Here is a 16,244-nt window from a genome sequence, read left to right as displayed (position 1 = left end):
GCGCGGCGCTCAGCCGTCGATACGGCGGCGCAGCCCGTCGAGATCGGTCACGGTGATGCCGCCGTACTCGATGCGCAGCAGTCCGGCCGATGCCAGCCGCCGCAACGCCGCGTTGCAGCGCTGGCGCGACAGGCCCGAGAGGTTGGCGATCTCCTCCTGGGACACCTCCAGGTGCGGATCGCTGCCCGGATGCAGCCACTCGTGGAACAGGCCGACGAGCGCGCGCGCGACCTGGCTGTCGGTGTCCAGCAGGTGGTGGGCGGCGAAGTTGCCGAGGAACCAGTGCATGCGCTCGTTGATCTGGCGCAGCAGGAAGTCGTCGAAGCTGCGGTGCGTGGCGCGCAGCCAGTCGAAGGTCTCCAGCGGCATCAGCGCGACCCGGCTGGGGCGCAGCGCGATGATGTCCGCGGTGCGCGGCACGCCGCGCAGCAGCGTGCCTTCGCCGAACCAGCTGCCGGTCGACAGGCCGCCCAGGGTGACCGAGCGCCCGTCGGGCGAGCTCACGCACCACTTGAGCAGGCCGTCGATGGTGCCGTACCAGTGCAGCGGGGTGTCGCCGCAGCGGCACAGCGCGGCGCCGGTCGCCACCTCGACCTCGCGCATCTCCTCGAGCACGCGCTCGCCGGCGGCCACGCCGAGCTGCGGAAACCAGGCCGAGCCCTGCAGCAGTTGAGCCAGGGTCAGCGAGGCGGGGGGAGGAGCAGGCCGGGCAGCGGGCATCTTCTCTCGAGGCTCAGGGCAGGTCCCTGACGCGCTGCAGCTCGGCCTGCGCCTCGCGCAGCTTGTCCTCGTGGCGCGCGATCTTGTCGCGATCGCCCTTGCGGCGCGCCTCGGCCAGCTCGCGTTCGCGCTGCGCGACCTTGCGCTCCTCGCCACGGATGCGCTCCTGGTGGCGCGCGGCCAGCTTGGCATCGCTGCAGTTGCGCCGCACCTCGGCCAGCGCGCGTTCGAGGCCGCGCACGCGGTGGTCCTGGCCCTCGGCCCTGGCGGCTTCGATGTCGCGCGAGATGGCCTCGCGCTTGGCGGCGCAGCCCGCCTCGGGACCGCCCTGCGCGAAGGCCTGGCCCGATGCGAGGACCGCGGCGGCCGCGAGGATCAGCGATGACAGTTTCATGAGCGCTCCTTGTTGTGGATGAATGCGAACGACAGGGGCGACTGTAGCCTCTGCACGCCGCGTAAACCCTGCCCCCGAATGTCGTCGCGATGACTGAGTGCGCTGCCCGCGCCAAAAATAATGGCGCGCTCCACGAAGGACTCCAGGAACCCCGCCATGTCGAAGCGCAAAGTGATCGTGACCATCGCCCCCACCGGCGGCATGGCGCACAAGTCCCAGAACCCCCACCTCCCCACCCAGCCCGCCGAGATCGCGGCCGACGTGCTGCGCTGTTGGAACGCCGGCGCCAGCGTGGCGGCGATCCATGCGCGCCGCCCCGACGACGGCGCGACCTGCGACGCCGGGGTCTACCGCGAGATCAACAGCCGCATCCGCGCGGGCGGCTGCGACATCGTGCTCAACAACTCCACCGGCGGCGGCGTGCACGGCGACATGGTCAAGCCGTTGGCCGGCGACCGCTGGGAGATCGCGTGGGAGGAACGCATCAAGGGCATGGACGCGGGCGCCGAGATGTGCACGCTCGACGCCACCACGCTGAACCTCAGCTTCGAGGGCAAGCAGATCCTGATGGACACGCCGATCACGCGCGGGCGCGAACTCGCCGCCGGCATGAAGGCGCGCGGCATCAAGCCCGAGTGGGAAGTGTTCAGCCCCACGCACATCCTGCAGGACGCGACCACGCTGATCGGCGAGGGCCACGACGACGAGCCCTACTTCATCAACCTGGTGATGAACGTGCACCGCAACTTCCAGAACGCGATGCCCTACTCGCCGCGCTTCCTGCAGATGATGGTCGACACGCTGCCCAAGGGCAGCATCTTCGGCGTCAGCGGCATCGGCACCTCGCAGCTCGAGGCCAACGTGGCGGCGCTGCTGCTGGGCGGCCATGCGCGTGTCGGCCTCGAGGACAACCTCTACTTCCGCCAGGGCGAGCTGGCCACCAACGTGCAGCTCACCGAGCGCATCGTGCGCGTGATCCGCGAGCTCGACATGGAAGTGGCGACGCCCGCCGAGGCACGCCAGCTCATGGGCCTGCCGCGCGTGGGCACGCCGCGGCCCGAGTTCGCGCTCGGCTGAACCGGCCCCCGCCACAACAACGAACGGAGACAGATCGAATGAACCTTTCCCGCACCATCCCGGCCCTCGCGCTCGGCACCGTCCTTGCCGCGAGCGCATCGGCCCAGGTGTCCGACGACGTGATCCGCATCGGCTTCATCAGCGACATGTCGGGCCTGTACCGCGACTACGACGGCCCGGCCGGCGCCGAGGCGATCCGCATGGCGATCGCCGACATGGGCGGCGCCATCGGCGGCAAGAAGATCGAGCTGGTCACGGCCGACCACCAGAACAAGCCCGACATCGCCGCCGCCAAGGCGCGCGAGTGGTTCGACGTGCAGAAGGTCGACATGCTGATCGGCGGCGTCAACTCGGGCGCGGCCATCGCCATGGCCGGCGTGGCGGCGGACAAGAAGAAGCCCTACTTCGTGGTGGGCTCGGGCGCGTCGAGCCTCACCAACGAGTACTGCTCGCCCTACACGGTGCACTACGCCTACGACACGGTGGCGATGGCGCGCGGCACCGCGAGCGCGGTGGTCAAGGCCGGCGGCAAGAGCTGGTATTTCGTGGCGGCCGACTATGCCTTCGGCGCCGCGCTGCAGAACGACGCGACCAAGACGGTGCTGGCGAACGGCGGCACGGTGGCGGGCTCGGTCAAGCACCCGCTGGGCGCGAGCGACTTCTCGTCCTTCATGCTGCAGGCGCAGAGCTCGAAGGCGCAGGTGCTGGCGCTGGCCAACGCGGGCGGCGACACGGTCAACGCGATCAAGTCGGCGGCCGAGTTCGGCATCGCCAGGAACATGAAGCTGGCCGGCATGATCATCACCATCAACGACGTGCATGCGCTGGGCCTCAAGGCCTCGCAGGGCATGTACCTGACCGACAGCTGGTACTGGAACCAGAGCCCCGAGGCGCGCACCTGGGCGCGCCGCTTCTTCGACAAGCACAAGCGCATGCCCTCCTCCTTCCATGCGGGCGACTACTCGGCCGCGCTGCAGTACCTGCAGGCCGTGAAGGCCGCGGGCGGCGACGATGCCGACAAGGTGATGGCGCAGCTGCGCAGGACGAAGTTCGACGACATGTTCGTCAAGGGCGGCTGGCTGCGCGACGACGGCCTGATGGTGCACGACATGCACCTGATGCAAGTGAAGTCGCCCGAGGAATCGAAGGAGCCCTGGGACTACTACAAGGTGGTGGAAGCGATCCGCGGCGAGGCCGCCTGGACCACCAAGGCCGAGAGCCGCTGCGCGCGGTGGAAATCATGAGCGCGGCGCACGGCGTGCAGCGCGTCGCGGTGGTCGGCACCGGCGTGATCGGCGCGAGCTGGACCGCCTACTTCCTCGCGCAGGGCCTCGACGTCAACGCGACCGATCCCTCGCCCGGCGCCGAGGAAAGGCTGCGCCAGGCGGTGGCGCAGCACTGGCCCACGCTCGAGCGCTTCGGGCTGGCCGCGGGCGCCTCGGTCGACCGGCTGCGCTTCCACGACAGCCTGGAGGACGCGGTGGCGGTGGCCGACTTCGTGCAGGAGAACGGCCCCGAGCGCATGGACTTCAAGATCGAGCTGTTCCGCCGCATGGACGCGGCCGCGCCGCCCGACGCGATCCTGGCCTCGAGCTCCTCGGGCCTGGCGATCAGCGGCGTGCAGTCGGGCTGCGCGCACCCGCAACGCGTGGTGCTGGGCCATCCGTTCAACCCGCCGCACCTGATCCCGCTGGTGGAGGTGATCGGCGGCGAGCTCACGTCGAGCGACACCATCGAGCGCACCCTGGCCTTCTACGCGGCCATCGGCAAGCGGCCGATCCACGTGAAGCGCGAGGTCAAGGGCCACATCGCGAACCGGCTGCAGGCCGCGCTGTGGCGCGAGGCCTTCCACCTGGTCGAGCAGGGCGTGGCCTCGGTGGCCGACATCGACACCGCGATCGCGCACGGCCCAGGCCTGCGCTGGGCCGTGATGGGACCGTTCATGAACCTGCACCTGTCGGGCGGCGCGGGCGGTATCGCGCACGTGCTCGCGCACCTGGGCGGGCCGATCGAGGACTGGTGGAAGGACCTGGGCGCGCCCTCGATGACGCCCGCGCTCCAGGCGCGGGTGAGCGAAGGCGTGGCGCAGGAGCTGGGCGCGCGCCGCACGGCCGAGCTCGAAGCCGCGCGCGACACCCTGCTGTTGAACCTGATTCGCGCCAAGGCCGACACCGGCACACTCGATTGACATGACCGATTTCCTCCAGGACGACAGCCTGATCGCCCCGCCCCGCACGGTGCGCATCGACTTCGACGACGGCTCCTTCGCGCTGCGCTCGCCGCAGGCGCTGAGGCCCTATGCACGCTGCATCGGCGAATGGATCGAGCGCTGGGCGCGCGAGACGCCCGAGGCGCTGGCCTTCGCCGAGCGCGACGACAGCGGCGAGGACTGGCGCCGGCTCGACTACCGCGCGCTGCGCCAGGCCGTCGGCGCAGTGGCGCAGGGCCTGCTCGACCTCGACCTGCCGGCCGACGCGCCGGTCGTGATCCTGTCGGACAACGCGATCGACCACGCGGTGCTGATGCTGGCCACGATGCACATCGGCCGAGCGGCCTGCTCGCTGTCGAGTGCCTATTCGCGCATGGCCAAGGACCCCTCGCGGCTGCACGAGATGCTGCGCGCGCTGCGGCCGGGGCTGGTCTATGCCTCGGATGCGAAGGCCTACGGCGCCGCGCTCGCGGGCAGCGGCGTGGAGGCGGTCGCGGTGTTCAGCCGCAACGCCGACGCGCACCCCGGCGCGCTGGACTTCGCGCGGCTGCTCGCCAGCGCCGAGACGCCCGCCGTGATGCAGGCCTTCGAGGCGGTGCTGCCCGACACCCATGCCAAGTACCTGCTGACCTCGGGCTCGACCGGCAAGCCCAAGGTGGTGATCAACACCCATCGCATGCTGTGCGCCAACCAGCAGATGATGGCCCAGACCTGGCGCTTCCTCGCGCACGAGAAGCCGGTGCTGGTCGACTGGCTGCCCTGGAGCCACACCTTCGGCGCCAACCACGACCTGAACATGGTGCTGGCGAACGGCGGCGCGCTCTACATCGACGAGGGCCGGCCCGCGCCGGGCCTGATCGAGAAGACGGTGCGCAACCTGCGCGAGGTCAAGCCCACGCTGCTGTTCAACGTGCCGCGCGGCTACGACATGCTGCTGCCCTTCCTCGAGGCCGACGACGCGCTGGCCACCGAGGTGTTCTCGCGCCTGCGCCTGGCCTTCTACGCGGCCGCGGCGCTCGCGCCCTCGACCTGGCAGCGGCTCGAGGCGGTGGCGCAGCGCGTGCGGCCCGACCGGCCGCTGTGGCTCACCACCTCCTGGGGCGCCACCGAGACCTCGCCCGCGATCACCTCGGCGCACTGGAAGCTCGACGGCGCGGGCTGCATCGGCGCGCCGCTGCCGGGGCTGGAACTGAAGTTCGTGCCCAACGGCGAGAAGCTCGAGATGCGCGTGAAGGGCGTGTCGGTGTTCCCCGGCTACCGCGGCGCGCCGCGCGAGACGGCGCAGGCCTTCGACGCGGAGGGCTACTACCGGCTCGGCGACGCGGGCTTTCTCGCCGATGCCGCCGATCCAGCGCGCGGCGTGATCTTCAACGGCCGCGTGGCCGAGGACTTCAAGCTCTCGACCGGCACCTGGGTGTCGGTCGGCACGCTGCGCGTGAAGCTGGTGTCGCTGCTGGCACCGCATGCGCAGGACGTGGTGCTCACGGGCCACGACCGCGACGAGATCGGCATGCTGGTGTTCGCGAGCCCGCAGGGCGCGGCGCTCGCGCCCGAGGCGCTGGCCGAGCGCATCGCGGGCGTGCTGCGCGCCTTGCGCGCGGAGGGCGCGGGCTCCTCGCAGTGCCCGGCCTGCGCGCTGGTGCTGAGCGAGCCGCCGAGCCTCGATGCGGGCGAGATCACCGACAAGGGCTACATCAACCAGCGCGCGGTGCTGGTGCGGCGCGCGGCCGAGGTGCAGCGGCTGCATGCGCGCGTAGCGGGGGATGCGCAGGTGGTGCGGTTGAGCTGAAACGGGATCGGACAGCCGAACGCAGAGGGCGCGAAGGTTTCGCAGAGGTCGCAGAAGGAACACCAGATTTGGGTTCTCCTTCTGCGACCTCTGCGCGCTTTGGTCTTCCTTCTGCGTTCGGCTGTCCGATCCCGACCCTCAAGGCAGCGCCAGCCACTGCCGCCACAGCTGCCGCGCCGTGTCCTGGTAGCGGCGCGTGACCACGAGCAGCTCGGCGCGCGGCTCGGGCGGCATCAGCTCGGCCGGCAGCAGCGGATCGCGGATCAGGTGCGCGATGACCGCGCGGCCCAGCAGCAGCGATTCGCGCACGGCCGTTTCGAGCGGCCGCGTGCGCAGGCGCTGTTCGCTGCGCTCGAGGCCGGCCTGCAGGCGGCGGCATTGCGCGGCCAGCGCGCGCACGTCCCACAGCCGGCGCGCGCTCGCCTGCGCCGCCTCGTCGAGGTCGGCGAGCCGGAACACCGGCGCGCCCGGCGAGAGCCCCAGTTCCTTGAGCTTGCGGCGCTCGGCCTCGAGGCCGCCCGCGAGGTTGTCGGGCCGGATCTGCAGGCCGGGCCGCAGCGGCGCGAAGCCGCGCAGCGAGAGCGCGAGGCCGTGGCGGCGCCAGGCGGTCTTGTCGGCGCGCGCCACGCCGGCGTCGTGCACGGCCAGCCAGTCGCCGCGCCAGCCGACGGCCTGCGCCTGCTTGTGCAGCCAGCCGTCGACCGCGCGCGACAGCGCCGGGCCCTCGCGCTCGAGCCGGTAGTTGCCGCGCTCGCCGCGCGCGATCTTGCCCTCGGCCGCGAGCCGCGTGAGGCCCACGCGCATCGTGGTCTCGCCGATGCCCAGCAGCGCGCCCGCGCGGCACAGCGCCTGCGAGCTCAGCGTGCCGCCGTCGGCCACCAGCAGGTCGAGGATCAGGTCGGGCGCGCTCGGCAGGCTGACGGAGACATTACATATCTTGTCCATGTTTGCGAAATGATGAAATGTTTCCTACGATGACCGGGACCGATCCATTCCGTAATTTTGTGTCCGAAGGAGCCCCTCCATGGCATCCGAACAAACCCCTTGTGTACGCGCCGAATCCGATGGCGCCATCCTGACCGTCACCATCGACCGGCCCGCCCAGCGCAACGCGGTCGACGGCGCGGTGGCCGCCGAGCTGCGCGCGGCCTTCGAGCGCTTCGAGGCCGACGACGCCCTGCGCGTGGCGGTGCTGACCGGCGCGGGCGGCCACTTCTGCGCCGGCGCCGACCTCACTGCCGTCGGCGACCCCGCGCGGCGCAACGAGCTCGACCCCGAGGGCGGCGGCAGCGGCCCGATGGGGCCGACGCGCATGGCGCTGTCCAAGCCGCTGATCGCCGCGATCAACGGCTACGCGGTGGCCGGCGGGCTCGAGCTGGCGCTGCTGGCCGACCTGCGCGTGGCCGACGAGGACGCGGTGTTCGGCGTGTTCTGCCGCCGCTGGGGCGTGCCGCTGATCGACGGCGGCACGGTGCGGCTGCCGCGGCTGGTGGGCATGGGCCGCGCGCTCGACATGATCCTGACCGGCCGCCCCGTGGGCGCGGCCGAGGCGCTGGCCATGGGCCTCGCGAACCGCGTCGTGCCGCCCGGTGGCGCGCTGGCCGCGGCGCAGGAACTGGCGCGCCAGATCGCCGCCTTCCCGCAGCAATGCATGCTGGCCGACCGCCGCTCGGCCTTCGAGCAATGGGACCTGCCGCTGGCCGAGGCGCTGCGCCGCGAGGGCGCGCGCGGCGTGCCGATCGTCGCGGCCGAGGGCGAGGCGGGCGCCGCGCGCTTCGCGGGCGGCGCGGGCCGGCACGGCGAATTCGGGCGCTGAGCGCGCCCCCACCCGAAGAACACACAGGGGACACGGACTTGCACCCACCCACCTATCTCGAACTGATCCGCCGTGGCGCGCTGCAGCACGGCCCGCGCACCGCCATCGTGTTCGGCGAACGCAGCCTGAGCTTCACCGAGGTCGACCAGCTCAGCAGCCGGCTCGCGCATGCGCTGCACGCGGCCGGCGCGGCGCCGCGCACGCGCGTGGCGCTGCTGCTCAACAACGGCCTGCACAGCGTGCCGCTGGACTTCGCCTGCGTGAAGGCCGGCATCAACCGCGTGCCGCTCAATGCGCGGCTCTCGCTGGCCGAGCATGCGCGCATGCTGGCCGACACCGGCTGCACCCACCTGGTGTTCGGCCCCGACCTGGCCGAGCGCGCGGCGGCACTGCGCGAGGCGGCCTCGGGCCTGGCCTGCCTGGGCATCGGCGCGGCGCTCGAGGGCGCGCCCGACCTGCTCGCACGGGCGGCGACGCTGCCCGCCACGGCGCCCGACTTCGAGCCTTCGCCCGACGACGTGGTGCTCACGCTCTTCACCTCGGGCACCACCGGCACGCTGAAGGCCGCGCAGCACACGCAGGCCTCGTACGCGGCGATCTGCCGCAACGTGCTGCTGAACCTGCTGAACGCCACGCCCGAGGACGCGATGCTGCACGCGGCCTCGCTGATCCATGCCAGCGGCGTGTTCGTGCTGCCGTTCTGGCTGCGCGGCGGCCGCACCGTGATCCTGCCGGGCTTCGAGCCGGGCCTGTTCCTGCGCACGCTGCAGGCCGAGCGCATCACGGCGATCAACCTGGTGCCGACCATGCTGCAGATGCTGTTCGAGCACCCGGAACTGGCGGCCACCGACGTGAGCGCGCTGCGCTACGTGATCTACGGCGCCTCGCCGATGCCGCGCAGCGTGATCCAGCGCGCGATGGCGGCCTGGGGCCGGCACCGCTTCTGGCAGTACTACGGCCAGACCGAGGTGCCGCTGTGCCTCGCGGTGCTGCGGCCCGAGGACCATGTCGACGAACTGCTGGGCGCCTGCGGCCAGCCCGCGCTCGAGGTCGAGATGCGCCTGGTCGACGAGGCCGGCAACGAGGTGCCCGCCGGCACGCCGGGCGAGATCGCGGTGCGCGCGCCCTCGGCCGTGGCGGGCTACCACGATGCACCCGCGCTCAATGCCGAGACCTTCGTCGCGGGAGGCTGGGTGCGCACGCGCGACGTCGGCGTGTTCGACGCGCGCGGCTTCCTGCACCTGAAGGACCGCACCTCCGACATGATCATCAGCGGCGGCTACAACGTCTATCCGCGCGAGGTCGAGGATGCGCTGATGACGCACCCCGCGGTGCGCGAGTGCGCGGTGATCGGCCTGCCGCACGAGAAGTGGGTGGAGGTGGTCACGGCGGTGGTGGTGCCGCGCGCGGGGCAGGCCATCGACGAGGCGGCGCTGATCGCGCACGTGGCCGGGCGGCTCGCCTCGTACAAGAAGCCGCAGCGCGTGATCTTCGCCGAGGAGATTCCGAAGACCGCGGTCGGCAAGCTCGATCGGCGCGCGCTGCGCGAGCGCCACCGGGGCTGATCAGCCGCCCACGCGCTTGAGCGTGGCGCGCATCGCCTTCGCGAAGCGCGGGTCGGCCATGGCGCCGACGTTGAAGCGCGACCAGCGCGAGACCTGCGTCGAATCGACGCTGAAGATGCGGCCCGGCGCCATCACGATGCGCCGCGGCAGCAGTTCCTTTGCGAAGGCCAGCGAGTCGGCCACGCCCGGCAGCGCGGCCCAGACATAGAGCGACTGCGGACTGCGCGCGAACACCTCGGCGCCCACCGCATCGAAGAAGCGCAGCGCCTCGCGCGTGGCCTCGCCCAGGCGGTTCTGCAGCCGGTTCAGGTGCCGCTGGTAATGGCCCTCGCTGAGGATCACATCGACCGTGCGCTCGGCGTACTCGGAGCTGCTCACGTGGATCAGCGCCTTGAGGTCGGCGAGGTCGCTCGCGAGGTCGGCGCCGCAGGCGACGAAGCCCACGCGCAGCGCGGCCGAGAAGGACTTGGAGAAGCTGCCGATGTAGATGGTGCGCTCGAGCTGGTCGAGCGCCGCCAGGCGCGGCAGCGCGGTGGGCTTGAAGTCGGCCAGCGGATCGTTCTCGACGATCAGCAGGTCGTGCTTCTGCGCCAGCTGCAGCACGCGGAAGGCCTTGGCCGGCGAGATGTCGGAGCCGGTCGGGTTGTGGGCCAGCGACTGCGTGAAGAACAGGCGCGGCCGCTCGGCCACCAGCAGCTGCTCGAGCACCTCGAGGTCGGGCCCGTCGGCCAGCCGCGGCACCGCGAGCATCTGCGCGCCCGCGAGCTTGAGCTTGCCGAACAGCGGGTAGTAGCCGGGATCGTCGACCAGCACCTTGCCGCCGGGCGGCACGAAGTAGCGGATGACGATGTCCATGGCCTCGTTGGCGCCGTGCGTGAGCACGATCTGCCGCGGCTCGGCGCCGATGCCGAAGTCGGCCAGCTTGCGCACCAGGTGCTCGCGCAGCGGGCCGTAGCCGAAGCGGCTGCCGTAGCGGAACAGCGCGCCGAGCCCCGTGCGCACCACCTTCGGGTGGTACTTGTCCAGCCGCACGTCGGCCAGCCATTCGACCGGCGGGAAGCCGTCGCCCACGGCCACCGCGTCGGGCTCGGTCTTGAGCTGCTCGCGCATCAGCCACACGATGTCCATCGCGCGGCCCAGGCTGCCGGCATCGTCCTCGGGCGGCCTGGCGCCCGCGGGCTTCGGCTGCGCGCGCACGAAGTAGCCCGAGCCCCGGCGCGGCTCGACCAGGCCGCGCGAGACCAGGTTCTCGAAGGCCGCCACCACGGTGTTCTTGGCATAGCCGTGCAGTTGCGCGAGCTCGCGCAGCGAGGGCAGCTTGTCGCCGGCCTTGTAGGCGCCGCTGGCGATCTGGCGCGCGAGGGCCTCGGCGAGCGAATCGGCGATGGGGGCGGCGCGCGGGCCGCGGCTGGAGAGAACGCTCATGACCAGCGACTGTGACACGGCGGGCACTGGACGCGCCGCACTGTCCCGACTGTCCCGCGAAACTGTGCCTGCCGAGGCTGGTACAGCGGGCCTAGATTCGCACGCTTCCGAATCCACCCCTTGCACGAACCGAAGCACGAACGATGGTCGCCGACGCCCGCCTCCCCAATTTCCGAGCCCTGACACCCACGCAGCGCCTCGATCACATCGCGCAGGCCGCTGCGCTCACGCCCGAGGAGAAGGCGCTGCTCGCCACGCCCGGCGCGCTCGGCATCGAGCGCGCCAACGGCATGGTCGAGAACGTGATCGGCACCTTCGAGCTGCCGCTGGGCGTGGCCGGCAACTTCACGGTCAACGGCCGCGAGTACCTGGTGCCGATGGCGGTGGAGGAGCCCTCGGTGGTGGCCGCCGCCTCCTTCATGGCCAAGCTGGCGCGCGAGGGCGGCGGCTTCGAGGCCTCGAGCAGCGGGCCGCTGATGCGCGCGCAGGTCCAGCTGCTGGGCCTGGGCGATCCGCACGGCGCGCGGCTGGCGCTGCTGCGCGCGCGCGATCGCATCCTCGAGGTGGCGAACAGCCGCGACAAGGTGCTGATCGGCCTGGGCGGCGGCTGCCGCGACATCGAGGTGCACGTGTTCGAGGACACGCCGCGCGGCGCGATGGTGGTGCTGCACCTGGTGGTCGACGTGCGCGACGCGATGGGCGCGAACACCGTCAACACCATGGCCGAGGCGGTGTCGCCGCTGGTCGAGCAGCTCACGGGCGGCACGGTGCGGCTGCGCATCCTCTCGAACCTGGCCGACCTGCGGCTGGCGCGCGCCCGCGTGCGGCTCACGCCCGCGGTGCTCAAGACCGCCGAGCGCGGCGGCGAGGAGATCGTCGAGGGCGTGCTCGACGCCTACACCTTCGCGGCCGTCGACCCCTACCGCGCGGCCACGCACAACAAGGGGATCATGAACGGCATCGACCCGGTGATCGTCGCCACCGGCAACGACTGGCGCGCAGTCGAGGCCGGCGCGCATGCCTATGCCTGCCGCCATGGCCGCTACGGCTCGCTCACCACCTGGGAGAAGGACAGGAGCGGCGCGCTGGTCGGCACCATCGAGATGCCGATGCCCGTGGGGCTGGTCGGCGGCGCCACCAAGACCCACCCGCTCGCGCGGCTGGCGCTCAAGATCCTCGGCGTGCAGTCGGCGCAGGAGCTCGGCGAGGTGGCCGTGGCCGTGGGCCTGGCGCAGAACCTCGGCGCGCTGCGCGCGCTCGCCACCGAGGGCATCCAGCGCGGCCACATGGCGCTGCATGCGCGAAACATCGCGCTGGTGGCCGGTGCCACGGGCGACGAGATCGATGCCGTCGCCAAACAGATGGCCACCGAGCACGACGTGCGCACCGACCGCGCGGTGGCACTGCTCGAAGCCCTGCGCGCCAGGCACTGAAGCTCAGCAATCGCGGGAAGGTCCCGCACCACGGACCGCGGCCGATACCGCGGCGGCACGCGGGGCGCGTGCCGTCACACCAGCAAGAACGGAGACAAGCAATGAACCCGAACGGCACGACGCAGGCGCGATGGCGCCTGGTGGAAATCTGGGGCGACACGGCGGACCTGCGCCATCTCGCGGGCGCGATCGCGATCGGCATCGCCGTGAGCCTGGCCGGCTTCCTGCTGGCCAACCGCCTGCTCGCGGGCGCCGTGCGTTCGCCCGAGCTGGCACGTGCCTACGCGATGCTGGCGGGCCTCGCGGGCTGCGTGATCGCGGGCCTGATCTGCGCGCTGCTGTTCGCGCCCAAGCGCGAGGTGGTGGAAGGCGGCGCGGCCGACCCGCGCTGGCGCGAGGAGGTGCTGGCCGAACTGGCCGGCGAGCATGGCGACCTGGGCGCGATGAGCGACCTGCCGCCCGCCGCGCTGCGCGAGCTCCAGGAGCTGGGCCTGCACGACCTGTTCGCCAACCACCGCCCGCGCACGCGCGCCGCCGCCGAAGGAGCCGCCTCGTGATCGACGCCGCATTGCTGAACCAGATCCTCGTCGCCACCGGCATGGGCCTCGTGGGCGCCGTGGTGTTCGCCGCCATCGGCCTGGTGTCGGGCACCGACGAGACCACCACGCTCGCGCCGCTGACCCTGCTGGTGGTGCTGCTGGGCGTGCCGCCCGAGGGCGTGTTCACCTTCTTCCTCGCGGCCGCGGTGGCCAAGCACATGACGCACGCGGTGCCGACCGCGCTGCTGGGCATTCCGGGCGACACCATGGCCACGCCGCTGCTGCAGGACGCCAACATGCTGCGCAACCTCGGCGTGCCGCACATCGCGCTGCGCAAGATGGTGTCGGGCGCGATCATCGCGGCCTTCGTCGCGGTGCCGCTGGCCGTGCTGTTCGCGGTGCTGCTCGCGCCCTACGGCGCGGCCATCACCAAGGCGGCGCCGTGGATCTTCGTGGTGGCGGCCGTCGCCATCGCCTGGTTCTCGAGCGGGCGCTGGGCCTCGGTGGCGACGCTGGTGCCGTTCGTGATCGTGATCGTGGCGCTGCAGTCGCTGACCGCCAAGTACGGCGTGAAGCTCAGCATCAGCTACTTCCTGGGCATCGCGATCGGGCCGCTGGTGGCCGACCTGTTCTCGGTGCTGTCGCCGACGGCCAGGGCGCGCATGGCGCGCGAGAAGGTGCGCACCTTCTCGCTGGCGCCGGACGTGAAGGGCTGGAGCGGCTACTTCCCGAACCCCTTCAAGGTGCTCGACCGTGGCCAAGTGAAATGGACGCTGGCCACCGCCACCATCTCGAGCGCCACCTTCGTGTTCAGCCCGGTCGCGATGACGGTGGTGCTCGGCGAGCTGGTCGGCTCGCGCATCAAGCATGCCTACCACCGGCTCACCACCACGCTGGCCGCGCGCAATGGCGTGACCGAGGCCACCTACGTGGCCGAGGCGCTGATCCCGCTGATCGCGATCGGCCTGCCGCTGAGCCCGGTGGCCGCGGGCCCGGCGGCGCCGCTGTTCAATGCGCCGCCGGTGTTCACCATCGACGCCGCCACCGGCCAGACCCACAACCTGCACAACCTGCTGAGCCACTGGGAATTTTTGGGCTACGGCATGCTGGCGGTGATCCTCGCGGCGCTGGTGGCCTATCCCTTCACCATGAACTTCGCGCGCCGCGCGGCGCTGTTCGTCTCGCGCAAGGTCAGCCACGAGGCGATCATCGCCACCTTCGTCGGCCTGATCGTGGTGATCAGCGTCTGGGAAGGGCAGCTGCTGGGGCTGTTCGTGATCCTCACCATGGGCCTGCTCGGCGGGCTGCTGTCGCGCGCCATCGGCTTCAACACCGGGGTGCAGTTCATGGGCTACTACACGGCGGTGCTGACGGTGCCCGCGGTGCTCAAGGCGATCGGCTAGGGCTTGGGTTTCTTCTTCGAGCCGGGCGGCTCGTCGAGTCCGAACAGCCGCTCCACCTGCTGCCCCACGCGCGCGCCGATCGCCGTGCCCACGCCCGGCAGCACCGCGCTGCCGACGGCCGCGCCCGCGAGCGCGCCGCCGGTCAGCGAGAGCTCGGGATCGCTCAGGGTGCCGCCGATCTTGAGCGGCACGCCGACCACGCCGTCGATCAGGTCGACCGCGGCATCGCCCTGGATGCGCCGGTTGAACAGCCGCACGTTGCCGCTGGCGGTGAGCACGCCCGAGCGCGCCTTGAGGTTGGTGTAGCGCAGCACGGTGCCGTCGGGCGTGGCCTCGGTGTCGAGCGTGCCGCTGAGCTCGTCGAGCGCGGTGCGCCCGCCGCGGCTGATGCCGGCGGTGCTCACGGCCTTGGCGAGGTCGAGCTTGGTCAGGGTGGCCGGGCTGACCGAGAACACGGTGCGCGTGCGCAGGCCGCGCATCAGGGCGCCGGCCTTGTCGGCCTCGGCCGTCAGCGTGGTCTGGCCGTGCAGCTTGCCGGCCACGAAGGTGCGGCGGCCGAAGGTCTGGACCAGCGCCTCGATGTCGACGTCGCGCGGCGCGAGCTCGGCCGACACGCGCAAGCGGCCGTTGTCCAGCGTCTCGAAGCGGCTGACGCCGTTCCAGCTGCCGCCCGCCACGTCGATGCGGGTCTGCCAGCGGTCGTTGCGGCCCTCGCGGTCCAGCCGCAGCCGGGCCGGCGGCGAGGCCTGCGTGCGCTCGGCCAGCGCATGGCGCGGGCGCCAGCCGGGGTCGAAGTCGATCTGGCCGTCGTAGGCCAGTTCGATGTCGCGCCGGTCGATCCAGCGCACGTCGCGCCAGCGCAGCCGCTCGAGCGGCGTCTCGGCCAGGGTCCAGGGCGCGGGCAGGGCGATCCGGCCTTTCTCGATGGTCTCGGGCGCGCGGCCGCGGAAGGCGCGGATCGATTCTCCGGGCAGCACCGCGCCCTCGACCTCGAGCGAGTCGGCCGCGACCACGCGCTTCCACAGCGGCGCGAGCTGCAACCGCAGCGCGATGCGGTGCACGGTGACCGGGCGCGGCTGGTCGGTGGCGACGTCGGTCAGCACCAGCACCGGCATGGGCAGCAGCGACCAGTGGGCGCCGCCGATCCTGAGGCCGATGCCGTAGTGCTTCTCGAAGCCCTCGGCGATGCGCTGCGACACCTCGGCGTCGCTGGGCAGCAGCCAGCGCGCGGCCCCCCACAGCGCGAGGGCGCCCGCCAGCAGCACCAGGGCCGAGCCGGCGAGCCAGAACCGGACGCGCCGGGAGAGGGGTTTCATCCACGCAAGCTAGCACGCCTAGGCGACTGCCGATGTCAGCCGCCGTCGCTATAGTTTCCGCCACCCTTTTTGAAGCACACCAAGACGAAAGACGAGCACGCCATGCGCATCTGGAAGAAAGACATCTCGGTCGAGGCCCTGACCCAAAGCCACGTCGGCACCACCGTGGAACACCTGGGCATCGAATTCCTCGAGGTCGGCGACGACTTCATCCGCGCCCGCTGCCCGGTCGACAACCGCACGCGCCAGCCCTACGGCATCCTGCACGGCGGCGTGTCGGTGGTGCTGGCCGAGACGCTGGGCTCGTGCGGCGCCCACTACTCGGCGCCCGACGGCGAGCGCGCCGTGGGCCTGGACATCAACGCCAACCACATCCGATCGGCCTCGAGCGGCTGGGTGATCGGCACCGCCCGCCCGGTGCACCGCGGGCGCAGCACCCAGGTCTGGCAGATCGACCTGACCAACGAGGCGGGCGAGCTGACCTGCGTTTCGCGCATCACAATGGCGGTGCTCCAGCCCCGCGGCTGAGCACGACCGGCACCCTACAAGCCTGGACCA

The 16,244-nt window shown here is 71.8% G+C and carries 15 protein-coding genes; 10 read left to right on the top strand and 5 right to left on the bottom strand.

Annotated features, from left to right (window positions below; all coding sequences use genetic code 11):
- Positions 1-9: 9 nt before the first annotated feature.
- Together R0232_RS00450 and R0232_RS00445 are read right to left on the bottom strand one after the other, a co-directional pair.
- Positions 10-720: a Crp/Fnr family transcriptional regulator gene (locus R0232_RS00450; RefSeq protein ID WP_395349509.1), complete on the bottom strand. Its 711-nt coding sequence runs from the start codon at positions 718-720 to the stop codon at positions 10-12.
- A gap of 13 nt (positions 721-733) precedes the next feature.
- Entirely contained in the window at positions 734-1,114 is a 381-nt protein-coding gene (locus R0232_RS00445) for a DUF1090 domain-containing protein (RefSeq protein ID WP_431510910.1), read from the bottom strand.
- Positions 1,115-1,270: 156 nt separating this feature from the next.
- Here R0232_RS00445 and R0232_RS00440 point away from each other — a divergent pair, with 156 nt between their 5' ends.
- From R0232_RS00440 to R0232_RS00425, 4 genes are read left to right on the top strand one after another with little or no spacing between them, the layout of a single operon-like run.
- Complete coding sequence (locus R0232_RS00440; protein ID WP_431510909.1) at positions 1,271-2,191, top strand: 3-keto-5-aminohexanoate cleavage protein; 921 nt, start codon at positions 1,271-1,273, stop codon at positions 2,189-2,191.
- Between the two features lie 38 nt (positions 2,192-2,229).
- Positions 2,230-3,435 (top strand): ABC transporter substrate-binding protein, encoded by a 1,206-nt coding sequence (locus R0232_RS00435; protein ID WP_431510908.1) that lies wholly within the window; start codon positions 2,230-2,232, stop codon positions 3,433-3,435.
- The gene (locus R0232_RS00430) at positions 3,432-4,379 is read left to right on the top strand and encodes a 3-hydroxyacyl-CoA dehydrogenase NAD-binding domain-containing protein (protein ID WP_431510907.1); all 948 of its coding nucleotides are present in this window, start codon (positions 3,432-3,434) and stop codon (positions 4,377-4,379) included. Before R0232_RS00435 ends, R0232_RS00430 begins: the two co-directional genes overlap by 4 nt.
- A gap of 1 nt (position 4,380) precedes the next feature.
- Positions 4,381-6,189, top strand: a complete 1,809-nt coding sequence (locus R0232_RS00425; protein ID WP_431510906.1) for a feruloyl-CoA synthase — start codon at positions 4,381-4,383, stop codon at positions 6,187-6,189.
- Positions 6,190-6,327: 138 nt separating this feature from the next.
- On the opposite strand, the gene R0232_RS00420 is transcribed toward R0232_RS00425, so the two are convergent.
- Positions 6,328-7,134 (bottom strand): PaaX family transcriptional regulator, encoded by an 807-nt coding sequence (locus R0232_RS00420; protein ID WP_431510905.1) that lies wholly within the window; start codon positions 7,132-7,134, stop codon positions 6,328-6,330.
- Positions 7,135-7,213: 79 nt separating this feature from the next.
- Between R0232_RS00420 and R0232_RS00415 the strand changes: the two genes are divergently transcribed.
- Positions 7,214-8,005, top strand: a complete 792-nt coding sequence (locus R0232_RS00415) for a crotonase/enoyl-CoA hydratase family protein (protein WP_431510904.1) — start codon at positions 7,214-7,216, stop codon at positions 8,003-8,005.
- Between the two features lie 38 nt (positions 8,006-8,043).
- Positions 8,044-9,570, top strand: coding sequence for a class I adenylate-forming enzyme family protein (locus tag R0232_RS00410; RefSeq protein ID WP_431510903.1), 1,527 nt, complete (start codon positions 8,044-8,046; stop codon positions 9,568-9,570).
- Here R0232_RS00410 and R0232_RS00405 read toward each other — a convergent pair whose 3' ends face one another.
- The gene (locus R0232_RS00405) at positions 9,571-10,995 is read right to left on the bottom strand and encodes a PLP-dependent aminotransferase family protein (RefSeq protein WP_431510902.1); all 1,425 of its coding nucleotides are present in this window, start codon (positions 10,993-10,995) and stop codon (positions 9,571-9,573) included. It abuts the gene before it with no gap.
- A gap of 143 nt (positions 10,996-11,138) precedes the next feature.
- Between R0232_RS00405 and R0232_RS00400 the strand changes: the two genes are divergently transcribed.
- The 3 genes from R0232_RS00400 (at position 11,139) to R0232_RS00390 (ending at position 14,370) form a co-directional block, all read left to right on the top strand.
- A complete protein-coding gene (locus tag R0232_RS00400) occupies positions 11,139-12,428 on the top strand; it encodes a hydroxymethylglutaryl-CoA reductase, degradative (protein ID WP_431510901.1) in 1,290 nt (429 codons plus the stop codon).
- Between the two features lie 101 nt (positions 12,429-12,529).
- Positions 12,530-12,985 (top strand): hypothetical protein, encoded by a 456-nt coding sequence (locus tag R0232_RS00395; protein WP_296788478.1) that lies wholly within the window; start codon positions 12,530-12,532, stop codon positions 12,983-12,985.
- On the top strand, positions 12,982-14,370 hold the full coding sequence (locus R0232_RS00390; RefSeq protein WP_177239342.1) for a tripartite tricarboxylate transporter permease: 1,389 nt from the start codon (positions 12,982-12,984) through the stop codon (positions 14,368-14,370). Before R0232_RS00395 ends, R0232_RS00390 begins: the two co-directional genes overlap by 4 nt.
- Here R0232_RS00390 and R0232_RS00385 read toward each other — a convergent pair.
- The gene (locus tag R0232_RS00385; RefSeq protein ID WP_431510900.1) at positions 14,367-15,686 is read right to left on the bottom strand and encodes a hypothetical protein; all 1,320 of its coding nucleotides are present in this window, start codon (positions 15,684-15,686) and stop codon (positions 14,367-14,369) included. The genes R0232_RS00390 and R0232_RS00385 overlap by 4 nt on opposite strands.
- Positions 15,687-15,788: 102 nt before the next feature.
- Here R0232_RS00385 and R0232_RS00380 point away from each other — a divergent pair, with 102 nt between their 5' ends.
- Positions 15,789-16,214: a hotdog fold thioesterase gene (locus R0232_RS00380; protein WP_093343687.1), complete on the top strand. Its 426-nt coding sequence runs from the start codon at positions 15,789-15,791 to the stop codon at positions 16,212-16,214.
- The last annotated feature ends 30 nt before the right edge of the window (positions 16,215-16,244 follow it).

The organism is Variovorax sp. DAIF25 (genome assembly GCF_050711835.1).
Lineage (GTDB): Bacteria > Pseudomonadota > Gammaproteobacteria > Burkholderiales > Burkholderiaceae_C > Variovorax.
Note: the sequence above shows the minus strand (reverse complement) of the source record. Positions and strands in the feature narration are given on the sequence as shown.